The organism is Nevskia sp. (assembly GCF_023266035.1).
Taxonomy (GTDB): Bacteria; Pseudomonadota; Gammaproteobacteria; order Nevskiales; family Nevskiaceae; genus Nevskia.
This window is the reverse complement of record NZ_JAHFRY010000140.1, coordinates 1-12,429: the sequence shown is the minus strand read 5'-3', so window position 1 is coordinate 12,429 and position 12,429 is coordinate 1. Positions and strand designations below refer to the sequence as shown.

Here is a 12,429-nt window from a genome sequence, read left to right as displayed (position 1 = left end):
AGGAAACCAACGAAAAGCTCTTCGGCGGGGCCGATTCGGTCGGCCGCACGGTGCGCTTCAACAACGTCGAATACTCGGTGGTCGGTGTGCTCGCGCACTGGCACCCGAGGGTCAAGTACTACGACGTGACCAACGGGCCGCTGACCGATGCCGAAGCCGCCTATCTGCCGTTCACCACGGCGATCGATCTGCGCCTGGACAGCACCGGCAACAACAACTGCTGGAAGAACGCCGATCCGGGCTGGGAAGGCTTCCTGGCTTCGGACTGCATCTGGATCCAGTTCTGGGTGCAGCTCGACAGCCGCGAGAAGCTGGACGCCTACAAGTCCTTTCTCGATGCCTATGTCACCGAGCAGAAGAAGCAGGGCCGCTTCCCGCGGCCGGTCGCCACCTTGCTGCCGGACGTCAATCAGTGGCTGAGCTTGCAGGAAGTGGTGTCGCGCGATGTCGAGATCCAGGTCGGTCTGGCCTTCGCGTTCCTCGCCGTCTGCCTGGTCAACACGGTGGGCCTGCTGCTGGCGAAGTTCATGCGCAAGAGCGGCGAGATCGGTCTTCGTCGTGCGCTCGGTGCCAGCCGCCAGCAATTGTTCATGCAGCATCTGGTGGAAGCCGGTGTCGTCGGCATCAGCGGCGGGCTGGTTGGCCTTGTGCTCACCGCGGCGGGGCTGATGGGCGTGCGGGTGCTGTACACGCAGTTCAAGAACATCGCCCAACTCGACTGGACGATGATCGCCATCACGCTGCTGCTGTCAGTGGCGTCGGCGCTGCTCGCGGGCCTGTTCCCGACCTGGCGCGCCTGCAAGGTGCAGCCGGCCACCCAGCTCAAGACGCAATAGTCCCGGAGACGCTGCCATGCTCGAACTACGTCCCATCCTGTCGGCGCTGATGCGCAGCAAGGTATCGCTGGTGCTGATCGGCCTGCAGATCGCGCTGACCCTGGCGATCGTCTGCAACAGTCTCTTCATCATCAGCGAGCGCGCCGCGCTGATGGACCGGCCAAGCGGCATCAACGAAGCCGATACCTTCACCATCGGCAGCATTGGGTTCGGCGCTGATTTCGATCTACGCGCATCGATGGCCGAAGACCTTGCGATGCTGCGCGGCCTGCCGGGCATCGTCGACGCCGCGCCGATCAACTCCTTGCCGCTGAGCGATGGCGGCTGGAGCCAGGGTGCTTCGCTGACCAAGGAACAGAAGTCGCCGACGGCACCCACGGCGATGTACTTCGTCGACGAACACGGCCTGAACACGCTCGGCGCGCGGCTGGTCGCCGGCCGCAATTTCCGGTCCGACGAAATCGGCAGCCGCACCCGCCAGTCGCAAGGCTGGCCGCCGGGCGTGATCCTCAGCAAGCCGCTGGCCGAAAAGCTTTGGCCGGGCGTAGACCCGATCGGCAAATCCTTCTATCTGGATACCGAGGCGGCGCCGAGCACGGTGATCGGCATCGTCGATCCGCTGCAGGCGCCCTGGGTGCACAGCAAGCGGCTCATCGACAACTCGACCGTGGTGCCCGAGATGATCGGCGATGGCCGTTTCACCCGCTATGTGCTGCGCTCCGAACCCGGCCGCCGCGACGCGATGATGAAGCTGGCCGAAGCGAAGATGGCCGAGCTGAATCCCGACCGCATCGTCCGCGACGCCAAGAGCGTCGAAAAGATCCGGGCCGACGGCTACTCCGAAGACCGGGCGATGATGATCATCCTCGGCGTGGTCATCGCCTCGCTGCTGATCATCACCGCGCTCGGCATCGTCGGCATGGCCAGCTTCTGGGTCACCCAGCGGACCAAGCAGATCGGCACGCGCCGGGCGCTGGGCGCCACGCGCGGCGCGATCCTGCGTCATTTCCTGGCCGAGAATTTCGTCATCACCAGCTTCGGTCTGGTCGCCGGCACGCTACTCGCATACGGTTTCAATGCATGGCTGATCCAGCACTACGAAACCGCGCGGATGCCCTGGTACTACGTGCCGGCCGGCTGCCTGACCTTGTGGGTGCTCGGCCAGATTGCCGTGCTCGGCCCGGCGCGTCGGGCCTCGCGGGTGGCGCCGGCGATGGCGACGCGGTCGGTGTGAAGCACTTGTCCATGCCGTGTTCCATCGCTTTATTCAGCCGCATCCTTTTCCTGGCGCTGTGCCTCGTCAGCGGCAACGGCTTCGCCGCTGACGATGGCTCGCTCGAAGCTCGGCGCAAGGCCCTGGCCGCGCTGCTAGACGAGCAATGGCAGGACCAGCTGGCGCAAAGCCCGGAACTGGCGACCACCATCGGCGACTATCGCTACAACGATCGCTGGACCGACAACTCGCTGGCGGCGACGGTCAGGCGCCAGCAGCGGGCGGCGGATTTTCTCAAGCGCTTCGTAGCGATCGACAGCAGCGGCTTCCCGGAAGCCGAGCGCCTGAACCGCGAGTTGATGATCGACCAGCTCAAGGACGGCCTCGAGTTCAACCGCCTGCGCCTGCATCTGATGCCGCTCGACCAGACCGCCGGTGCGCATCTGCAATACCCGCAATTCATGAGCGTGCTGCCGACCAATACGGTGCGGCAGTTCGAGGACTACATCGCGCGCCTGAACGCGATGCCGGCGCAGATCGATGCGCTGATCGCCGTCGCCCGCAGCGGCCTCAAGGCCGGGCTGATGCCGCCGAAGTTCCTGCTCGAAAAGGTCGTGACCCAATGCCGCAGCCTTGCCGAGCCGGCTGGCCTCGCCAGCGCATTCGCGGCACCGCTGCAGAAATTTCCGGACAGCATTCCGGCCGCCGAGCAGGCTCGATTGAAAGCCGCAGCGATCGCCGCGATCGACGGCAAGCTGCGGCCGGCCTATCGGCGTCTGGCGGCTTTCGTCGCCCGAGACTACGCGCCGAAAGGCCGCCGCGAGCCCGGCATCTGGGCGCTGCCAGGCGGCGATGCGCTGTATCGCTACGCCGTTCGCACACAGACCACGACCAGCCTGACGCCGCAGGCGATCCATGAGCTCGGGCTGGCCGAAGTCGCGCGTATCGAAGCCGAGCAGGCGCAGATCGCCCAACGCCTCGGACACGAGAGTCTGGCCAGCTTTCGTGCAGCCCTGAAGAAGGATCGCAGCACCTTCGCCAGCTCGCCGCAGCAGATCGTCGCTGCCTACCAGCGCTACAACGCGCAGATGGAACCGATGCTGCCCAAGCTGTTCGGGCTGTTGCCGAAGACCGCGGTGATCGTCAAGCAGGTCGAGGCTTATCGCGAGAACGAAGCGCCGGGCGCGGCCTACCTGCAGGGCACACCGGACGGCCAGCGGCCGGGGCAGATCGAGGTCAACACCGGCGACTTCGCGCACCGCTCGCTGCTGACCATCGAATCGACCGCCTACCACGAAGGCTCGCCCGGTCATCACCTGCAGATCTCGATCGCCCAGACCCTGCCGGAGCTGCCGCCGTTCCGGCAACAGGCCGGCTACACGGCCTATGTCGAAGGCTGGGCGCTGTATGCCGAACGGCTCGGCAAGGACGTCGGCTTCTATACCGAGCCGCTCAGCGACTACGGCCGGCTATCCGATGAACTGTTGCGTGCCAACCGTCTGGTGCTCGATACCGGTGTGCATTACAAGCACTGGACACGCCAGCAGATGGTCGACTGGTTCCATACGCATTCGTCGGACGACGAACCGGACCTGCAGTCGGAAACCGATCGCTACATCGCCTGGCCGGGCCAGGCGCTGGCCTACAAGCTGGGCCAGCTGCGCATCCTCGCCTTGCGCGAGGAAGCCAAGGCAGCACTCGGTGATCGCTTCGACATCCGCGCCTTCCACGACACCGTGCTCAGCGGTGGCGCGCTGCCGCTGGACAGCCTGAGCGAGCGGGTGCGCGCCTGGATCGCTGCTTCAAAGGCCGGCTGAGCTGCGCAACGCGCCCGGACCCACGGGTGTCGCGTTGCCTCAGTCAATGGCGTTGCAGCAGCTGCAAACCAAAGCCGGCCTTGACTGCATCAGACGTTACGATGGAGTGCCCATGCGAACGATCCTGATCATCGACGACAACCCCGGCGTGCTCGAAGCGCTGAGCCTGCTGTTCTCGCTGCACGACATCCAGGCGATCACCGCGGTGTCGCCTGAGGCCGGCCTGGACGTGCTGACCCGCGAGCCGGTCAGCCTGGTGATCGCCGACATGAACTTCGCGGCCGATACCACCTCCGGCCAGGAAGGTGCTGCGCTGTTCCACGCGATCCGCGCCCGCAATCCGGACCTGCCGGTGATCCTGCTGACGGCGTGGACACAGCTCGCGGTGGCGGTCGAACTGGTCAAGGCCGGTGCTGCCGATTACCTCGCCAAGCCCTGGGACGATGCCAAGCTGCTGGCGACGGTCGAGAACCTGCTGGAGCTGGCCGAAGCGGCACGTGAAGCGACGGCCAGACGTGCCGAGCGCAATCGCCGCCGGGAAGCGCTGGCTGCGCGCTTCGATCTCTGCGGCCTGGTCTATGCCGCCGATGCCACCGAGCGGGTGGTGACCATGGCCTGCCAGATCGCCCGCTCGAATGCGCCGGTGCTGATCACCGGCCCGAACGGCGCCGGCAAGGAACGCATCGCCCAGATCGTCCACGCCAACTCGGCGGTCAAGGCCGCGGCGTTCATCGCGGTGAACTGCGGCGCGCTGCCCACCGAACTCGCCGAGGCCGAACTGTTCGGTGCCGAAGCCGGTGCTTATACCGGTTCCACACGCGCCCGCGAAGGGCACTTCGAAACCGCCGAGGGCGGCACCTTGTTTCTCGACGAGATCGGCAATCTGCCGCTGTCGGTACAGGTGAAGCTGCTGCGCGTGCTGGAGTCCGGCGACTATCAGCGCCTCGGCTCCAGCCGGGTGCGCAAGGCGCGGGTGCGGGTGCTCAGCGCCACCAACAGCGAGCTGCCGCAGATGATCCGCGAAGGCCGCTTTCGCGAAGATCTGTACTACCGCCTGAACGTCATCGAGCTGAATCTGCCGCCGCTGATCGAGCGCATGGAAGATGTCGATCCGCTGGCCGAGCATTTCCTGCGCGACAGTGGCGCCGTGCTGTCCGACGAGGCGCGCGAACTGCTCCACGCGCACAGCTGGCCAGGCAATGTCCGCGAGCTGAAGAACGTGCTCGAACGCGCGCGGCTGTTCTGCCAGCACGGCACGATCGCGCCGGCCGATCTCGGCCTGCAGGTGCAGCCGCGCGCAGTGGCCCGCTCGCTGGACGATCCGAGCAAGGAAGCGATCGAAGCGGCGTTGGCCAAGGCCGGCGGCATGGTCAGCCGCGCGGCGCAGTCACTGGGTCTGTCGCGCCAGGCGCTGTACCGGCGCATGGAGCGTTTCGGGATCGCGCAGCCGGGCTGAGCCGAATGGGGCGGGGCAGTTGCGCAGGCTTGAGTTTCCCCCGGACACTAGGCGCCGCGCCGCCCCAGAATGTCCGCTCTCCCGCCCGATGCAACAGAACCGCCGCCACGTCTTGAGCCTGCTCGGTGCGCTGCTCGCCGGTTGCGCCAGCAGCAGGCCGATCGATCCGAAACGCCTGCTCGACCAGGATCTGGCCGTGCTGCCGCTGCGCATCGTCGTCGAGCCGTTTGAAGGGCGCGGGCTTTATGCCGACCGTGGCTTCGTCAATCGCGGCGCCGATCGGCAATCGGGCCGCAGCTTGATCGGCCCGCCAGCGCTGCTGTTCGGCGATGTTCTGGTCGATCACCTGCGGGTCGCCTACGGCCAGGATTCGGTGCTCGCACGGCCGGCTCGGTTCGGCAGCGATGTCCGTCTGCGGCCAGCCTTGCAGCGGCTGGAACGAGTGCCCGGCGACGGCGCTGACCGGGCGCTCTTGGCGATCGAGTTTGTCGTCAATGACAGCCGCGGTGTCGTGCTCGGCAAGCAGGTATTCAGTGATTCGCTGCCGGCCGGCAGCACGCCGGCCGAGTATCTTGCGGCACAGGCGCAACTGCTGGCCTGTGCCTGCGAGCAGTCGCGGCGGCTGCTTGACCGCAGCTTGCCGGCACTCGGTTCGATGCGATTGGCGCAACGCTGAACTTGGCCCGTCGTGATCAGCCGGGCCTGTTCTCGGAATTGCCGGATGCGAGCCGTCGCGGTGGCCGGCGTGCCAGCTATTTCTTCGCGCTGTGGCCAGACTCTGCGGTACGTCGTCGGCTGGCGTCGGCGGCTGCGGCATTGCCGCTGGGCGAGGGCGGGGCGGCTTACCGGATCAAGCCGGAGCGCCTGCATCTGACCTTGGCCTGGCTCGGTGATATCGGCCGCACCCAGGTCGATGCAGCGCTTCTGGCCGGCGATGAGGTGCAGGCCAAGCCATTCCTGCTGCGGCTCGATCGCAGCGGTCATTTCCCGAACGCCAGCACCGCCTGGCTCGGGCCGTCGGCGCTGCAGCCGACCTTGGCAAGACTCAAGGCCGAGCTGGATCGCGAACTGCTGCGTTACGGCCTGCCGGTAGCCAGCGAAGCTTTCGTGCCGCATCTGAGCTGCCAGCGCAACGTTCGCAGCTTGGCCGAGATACCGCCCTTCGAAGTGCTGTGGCCGGTCACCGAGTTCGCGCTGCTGCGCAGTGCCCGCAGCAATGGCAAGGCCGATGGTTACCGGATCGTGCGGCGCTGGTCGCTGGGTTGAGGCTTACAGCGCGTAACCCAAGGTGAAGCGCAGCACCGGATACCAGCGGTACTGACGCAATTCGTTGATCAGATCCTGCTTCTGCTGCTCCGCCAGGGCGTTGCAGAACGGCAGGACGCAGTCGAGATCCGCCGATGCCGTGACCTTGCCCTGGAACAGCACGCCGAGATCGAGCGTTGCCGGAAACCGAGTGCCCCAGGTCCAGCCCGCGCCGGCATACGGCGCAACGGGCCGGAACTTGCCACGGACTTCGCCGTGCGTGGCGATCGGCAGCGAAAAGCCCAGCAGCGGATCAGTGGCGACGATCGGCTGCGTAGTGTCGGCGCGGAAGCGATTGCCGTTGACGTAGAGGCCGCCAGACAGCTTGAAGCCGTTGCCAAACGGCTGCAGGTTCAGCAGCGCGCCGCCGCTGAGCAGCCGCGCGTGGCCGAAGTAGCGGGTTTCGTCGTAGACGAAGTCGTGCGAGAACTCCAGGTAGTGAGCCTGCAGCGCCAGGCTCAGAAACTGCGGAATCAGCGGCTGCCTGACTTCGATGCCGGCGCCCAGCGTTCCGAGCGAAACCGCGACGACCGGCGGGCCGACGCTTGCCGCCGCAGCCGCACAAGACAGAAGGCAGGCGACGGCTGCTGCAGCGAATCTGATCATCTGGTTTTCTACTCCTGCACCCCGATGGCGCGCGGCATTATCTACGACGCCGTTCATCGTGACGTGACGCAGGGCAGCTTTGCAAAAAGCTGCGACGGCCCTGCGCGCAGCTGTCCTCGCACTGACAAGGAACCGCCACACAAGCCCACTACAAGCTCACCACAAGCTCACTGGGCTGCCGGCTCTGCCAGCTTCGAGGTGCGAGTTCATCGCGCCTCGTCCACCCATTCCGGTGCCGGCCCTGCAGTGCCCACGGCGTCAGCGTCGTCGAGCCGGTTGCCGGCCCGTCGCGCGCCTTGCCGGCGGCGACCAACCTCAGTCTGTGGTTCGGCCACGACAGCAACGCCTCCGACGGCCTGCTGTGGATCCAGACTGATGACGGCGCCTATACCGATGTCACCAACCGCATGCTGCTGGCGGCGGTGCCGGCCAACGACGGTATCAGCCGTCCGCGTTCGGCGACCCTGGCGATCGTCAAGAACGATTTCGGCGTGATCGTGCTCTAAGCAAAGATTCAAGTAGATCGGGATTGCAAGCTCGTCGGCTTCGGCCGGCGGGCTTGTTTTTTTGTCTCGACGATCCGTTTCTCGGCTTCGCCGAGGTCGATCGCGGCCTGGGCTATCCGCCGCGATTGATTATCCGTGCCTGCCCGGCGCTGTCCGGTGGATCTGCTGCAGGAACGGTTGGGCCAGCGCGCGATAGAGCGGCTCCCTGCACAGCAAACGGGAGACGCCGAGTGCCACGAAACAGGTTGCCAGCATCGGCAGGATGAGCGAGTGGTCGTCGACCATTTCCATCACGATGACGGCGCCGGTCAGCGGCGATTGGGTGACGCCGGTGAAGTAGCCGACCATGCCCAATACGATCATCGTCGCCAGCGAAGTCTGCGGAACCAGTGGTGCCAGCGCCGCGCCAATGCCGGCACCGGTGGACAACGAGGGCGAGAAAACGCCGCCCGGCAATCCGGTGAGATACGAGGCCAGTGTCGCCAGCCATTTCAGTATCGGAAACAGCAGGCCGGGGCTGACCTCGCCGGTGAGCAGACCGCGCGCCTGCTCGTAGCCGGAGCCGTAGGTGGCGCCGCCCGAGGCCAGCCCGAGAACCGCGACGACGATGCCGAGACCGGCCGCCAGCAACACTGCCTGGCGCATCGACAATGGCGCCAGCATGCTGCTGCCCTTGATCAGCATTCGCGCGAACAGGCCGCCGATCAAGCCGCCGCCGATGCCGCATAGCGGTACGGCGATCCAGGCTCGCCAGGTCAGCAGATGCGCATCGGCGACGCCGAAATAGGTGTAGTTGCCGAGCAGGCCAGTGGCGACCACACCGGCCAGTACCACGGCAGTGATCAAGGTGCCGGTCGTACGCTCTTCAAAGGAGCGGGCCATTTCCTCGACGGCAAAGACGATGCCGGCGATCGGCGTATTGAAAGCTGCCGCCAGCCCCGCGGCCCCGCCCGCGAGCACCAGGCCGCGGCGCAGCGACTCGGATGGAAAATGCGCAAAACGCCCGAGCGCATCCATGATGGAGGCACCGATATGCACGGTGGGCCCTTCTCGTCCGATCGAGGCGCCGCTGAGCAGGCCAAGCAGGGTCAGGGCGATCTTGCTGACGGCGATGCGCAAGGACAGCAAGCGCGAACGCAGGGCATCGTCCGTGGTGTCCAGCGCTGCGATCGCCTGCGGAATGCCGCTGCCCTTGGCGGCCGGGGAGAACCTTCGGGTCAGATAGACGCCGGCGGCGAATCCGAATGGGGTGATGAAGGGGGCGACGAGCGGCCATGCCGCGATGAGTTTCGCGTGCTGCTGGATGGCCCAATCACAGGCTTCCGCGAAGCCGACAGCGACCAGTCCGACAGCAACCGCCCCACACCAGAAAACTGCTCGTGCCTGCCAGGCCTTGAGGAACGCCGTTCGGCTCGCGTGTGCATCTTCCGGGGAATCCATGACGGCATTCTATCGGGGGGCGAAGCCGGCGACGGAGCCTGGCCGCAAAGGAAGGTCTTCGATGCCGCGCGCCAGGCCGAGTCCGACTGGCGGTCTTGACCCTGAAGTAGAGTCCAGACTCCAAGCTGCAAGCCGAGTCTGGAGAACAAGCATGTCCCGAACCACGACGATCGGCGCCGCCGCCAAAGCAGCCGGCGTTGCCATCGACACCGTGCGCTATTACGAGCGCGAAGGTCTGCTGCCGGTGGCCAACCGCAGCAGCGGCGGCTACCGCTTGTATACGGCGGCCGATGTCGAACGCCTGCGCTTCATCCGTCAGGCCAAGGCGCTCGGCTTCACCCTGGGTGATATCGCCGGCCTGCTGCAATTGCAGGACGGTGGCGGCCCGCGCCAGCAGGTGCGGGAAATGGCCAGGGCACGCGTTTCAGAACTCGACCGCAAGATCCGTGAGCTGACCGCGATCCGCGACACCCTCGTCGCGCTCGAGCAGCAGTGTCACGGCAGCGGCACCGTCGCCGGCTGCCCGATCATCGAAGGCGTGCAGTCGGTCTCCCTGAATCAAAGCCCGGAGTCCTGAAGCCATGTCCACGTCCATCCCGAATGCCGAACCCGCCGCGACCAAGGCTTGCTGTCACGGCGATGCCGCCGTCTCGTCTGCCAAGGTTCCCATCCATCCGCCCGTTTCCCACTTCCGCCTGACCACGGCGGCGACCCTGCATTGCCTCACCGGCTGCGCGCTCGGCGAGTTCATCGGCCTGGCGATCGGCGTGACGCTTGGTCTTGATCAGTGGACGACGATGGCGCTGGCCACCGCCACCGGCTTTGCCAGCGGCTACACCCTGGGCCTGCTGCCGCTGGTTCGTCGCGGTTCGAGCTGGGCCGCGGCCTTGCGCACGCTGTGGCTCGGCGAAACGATCTCGATCGCGGCGATGGAACTGGCGATGAACTTCACCGATTACCACGTCGGCGGGGTGAGAGCGCCTTCCCTGGTCAGCCCGATGTTCTGGGCCGGCTATGCGGCAGCGCTGCCGGCCGGCTTCCTGATGGCCTGGCCGGTGAACTACTGGCTGCTGAAATCGAGCATCAAGCAGCCCTGCCATTGAGGCGATCGCTGCCCTGAAAAGCGCCATGGGTTTCGCCGTCCGAACCCATGGCGACATACTCGGTCCAAAGCCGCACTGCGACTCCGCGCAGACGGCGGGAAGAGACCTAAAAACATGACGGCCCCACAAGAAGCGGGCCTCGATCGCGCGCAGGAAGACCTGCTGGCGCGGCTCGATGCCATCTGCATTGCCAACCTCGACGCTGCCGGCGACAGCGAAAGCTTTCGCTGTTTCCTGCGCAGCTACTACGAGACCTCGACTCCCGAGCTGCTGAGCCAGCGCAGCGTGGACGCGCTGCTGGCGATCGCCCGCCAGCATTGGCTGCTGGTGCAGCAGCGTCCGGCCGAGGGCTATCGGCTGCAGTTGCTGCCACCGGCCGCCGGGCAGACCTTGGCGACGCTCGAAACCGTGGTCGCCGATCAGCCGTTCCTGGTCGACACGCTGAGCCTGGCCGTGCGTAGTCTGGGCAGCCCGATCGACTGGAGCGTGCACCCGGTGATGCGCCTCCAGCGCGATGCCGATGGCCAGCTGACCGGAGTCGGTGAGGGCACAGCCGAATCGCTGATCCATCTCGAATTCGAGACCTTGCCGAGCGCCGACGCGCTGGCCGGGCTCGAAGCGGATTGCCGCGCGGTGCTCGACGATCTGAAGCAGGTCGTCGACGACTACCCGCTGGCGCTGGCCCGCGTGCGGCACCTGATCGAGCAACTGGGCAGCCTGCCGCCGGGTGCCGATGCCGAGGAATTCGCCGAAGCGCGGGCCTTGCTCGACTACCTGCACAACCATCACTTCACCTTCCTCGGCGTCATCGAAAGCGTTGCCGAGAAGACCGCCGACGGCCGCGGCCGCTTCCGCATCGACGCCGCCTCCGGTCTCGGCCTGCTGCGCGCCGGCAGCCGCTGGGCCGCGCAGGATCTGATCGCGCCGACGGCGGAGCTGGACAAGTACGCCGATTCGCCGAGAGTGGTCGTGGTCACCAAGGCCAACCTGCACGCGACCATCCACCGCGCCGGCTTGATGGACGTGGTCTCGGTCAAGCATTACGACAGCAGCGGCACCCTGGCCGGCACCGTGCGCCTGCTCGGCCTGTTCTCGTCCGAGGTCTACATCGACCGGCCGCGACAGATTCCGCTGATCCGCCGCAAGGCCGATACCGTGCTGGGGCGTTCGCGGCTCGCCGAGCAGTCGCACTCCGGCAAGAACCTGCGCGACATCCTGCATACCTTGCCGCGCGACGAGCTGTTCCAGTCCAGCGAGGACGAATTGTTCCGGCTGTGCATGGGCATCCGCAGCTTGCGCGAGCGCCACGGCCTGCGCCTGTTCATGCGCCGCGATCGCTACGGCCGCTTCTTCTCGTTCCTGATCTATCTGCCGCGCGAACGCTATTCGCGCGAGCTGCGCGACAAGGTCGGCAGCACCCTGATGACCTTGTGCGGTGGCCTGTCGCTGGAGCGTACAGTCGAATTCCTGCGTGGCGATATCGCCCGTCTGCAATTGATCGTGCGGACGCCGCCCGGCACCCAATTGTCGCTGACCGCCAGCGACATCGAAAAGATCCTGGGCATCGCGACCCGCACCTGGCGCGATCAATTGCGCGATCGCTTGCTCGACGGGGGGCGCGATGACGCCAGCCGCGCTGCCCGCTATGTCGATGCCTTTCCGGCTTCCTACTCCGAGCTGGCCCAGCCTGCCGAAGCGGCCGACGACGTCCGGGTGCTGGCGTCGCTGAACGAGGCGCAGCCCTTGGCTGCGCGGCTGGCGGTGCTGAGCCCTGAAGACGGCAGCCTGCCGCGCGCCGTCGGCCTGAAGCTGTACACGCTTGGTGATCCGCTGGCCTTGTCCGATGTCTTGCCGACGCTGGAGAACTTCGGCCTCAGAGTCGTCCGTCAGGACCCGACCGAAATCCTGCCCCGCGATGGCGGCAGCCAGTGGCTGCAGGCTTTCGAGGTCAGCCATCCCGGTTGCAGCCTGCCGGCGGAAACCCAGCGCGCCTATTTCGAAGCGGCGTTCCTGGCCTCGTGGAACGGCCTGCTCGAGAACGATGGCCTGAACCGCCTGGTGCTCGGCGCCGGCCTCGATGCGCGGCAGGTCACCATCGTTCGCGCGCTGACCCGTTACCTGCTGCAGACCGGCCTGCCGTTCAGCCA

Annotated in this window: 11 protein-coding genes and 1 pseudogene; 10 read left to right on the top strand and 2 right to left on the bottom strand. The window is 66.4% G+C overall.

The genetic code is table 11. From position 1 onward, the window contains the following. The 6 genes from Q0D45_RS18105 to thpR all read left to right on the top strand — a co-directional run. A partial coding sequence (locus Q0D45_RS18105; RefSeq protein ID WP_293396074.1) for an FtsX-like permease family protein occupies positions 1–836 on the top strand: 836 nt, incomplete at its 5' end. A 16-nt stretch (positions 837–852) separates the two neighbouring features. After that, complete coding sequence (locus Q0D45_RS18100; RefSeq protein ID WP_293396071.1) at positions 853–2,070, top strand: FtsX-like permease family protein; 1,218 nt, start codon at positions 853–855, stop codon at positions 2,068–2,070. Continuing rightward, positions 2,067–3,866, top strand: a complete 1,800-nt coding sequence (locus Q0D45_RS18095; protein WP_366946494.1) for a DUF885 domain-containing protein — start codon at positions 2,067–2,069, stop codon at positions 3,864–3,866. The genes Q0D45_RS18100 and Q0D45_RS18095 overlap by 4 nt, the downstream gene beginning before the upstream one ends. 112 nt (positions 3,867–3,978) lie before the next feature. After that, entirely contained in the window at positions 3,979–5,322 is a 1,344-nt protein-coding gene (locus tag Q0D45_RS18090; protein ID WP_293396065.1) for a sigma-54 dependent transcriptional regulator, read from the top strand. A gap of 88 nt (positions 5,323–5,410) precedes the next feature. Continuing rightward, the gene (locus Q0D45_RS18085; protein WP_293396062.1) at positions 5,411–5,998 is read left to right on the top strand and encodes a hypothetical protein; all 588 of its coding nucleotides are present in this window, start codon (positions 5,411–5,413) and stop codon (positions 5,996–5,998) included. Positions 5,999–6,000: 2 nt separating this feature from the next. After that, the gene (gene thpR / locus Q0D45_RS18080; RefSeq protein WP_293396060.1) at positions 6,001–6,588 is read left to right on the top strand and encodes an RNA 2',3'-cyclic phosphodiesterase; all 588 of its coding nucleotides are present in this window, start codon (positions 6,001–6,003) and stop codon (positions 6,586–6,588) included. A gap of 3 nt (positions 6,589–6,591) precedes the next feature. On the opposite strand, the gene Q0D45_RS18075 is transcribed toward thpR, so the two are convergent. Next, the gene (locus tag Q0D45_RS18075) at positions 6,592–7,233 is read right to left on the bottom strand and encodes a hypothetical protein (RefSeq protein WP_293396058.1); all 642 of its coding nucleotides are present in this window, start codon (positions 7,231–7,233) and stop codon (positions 6,592–6,594) included. Between the two features lie 296 nt (positions 7,234–7,529). Here Q0D45_RS18075 and Q0D45_RS18070 point away from each other — a divergent pair, with 296 nt between their 5' ends. Further along, positions 7,530–7,739 (top strand): hypothetical protein, encoded by a 210-nt coding sequence (locus Q0D45_RS18070; RefSeq protein WP_293396056.1) that lies wholly within the window; start codon positions 7,530–7,532, stop codon positions 7,737–7,739. A gap of 129 nt (positions 7,740–7,868) precedes the next feature. Here Q0D45_RS18070 and Q0D45_RS18065 read toward each other — a convergent pair whose 3' ends face one another. After that, the gene (locus Q0D45_RS18065) at positions 7,869–9,179 is read right to left on the bottom strand and encodes a chloride channel protein (RefSeq protein ID WP_293396054.1); all 1,311 of its coding nucleotides are present in this window, start codon (positions 9,177–9,179) and stop codon (positions 7,869–7,871) included. Between the two features lie 151 nt (positions 9,180–9,330). Here Q0D45_RS18065 and Q0D45_RS18060 point away from each other — a divergent pair, with 151 nt between their 5' ends. The 3 genes and pseudogenes from Q0D45_RS18060 to Q0D45_RS18050 form a co-directional block, all read left to right on the top strand. Further along, the gene (locus Q0D45_RS18060; RefSeq protein WP_293396052.1) at positions 9,331–9,756 is read left to right on the top strand and encodes a heavy metal-responsive transcriptional regulator; all 426 of its coding nucleotides are present in this window, start codon (positions 9,331–9,333) and stop codon (positions 9,754–9,756) included. 4 nt (positions 9,757–9,760) lie between these two features. After that, positions 9,761–10,282 carry a DUF4396 domain-containing protein gene (locus Q0D45_RS18055; RefSeq protein ID WP_293396050.1) on the top strand — a complete coding sequence of 174 codons (522 nt, stop codon included), beginning with the start codon at positions 9,761–9,763 and terminating at the stop codon, positions 10,280–10,282. Positions 10,283–10,396: 114 nt separating this feature from the next. Next, positions 10,397–12,429: pseudogene (locus Q0D45_RS18050) on the top strand (NAD-glutamate dehydrogenase domain-containing protein); the annotation flags it as partial.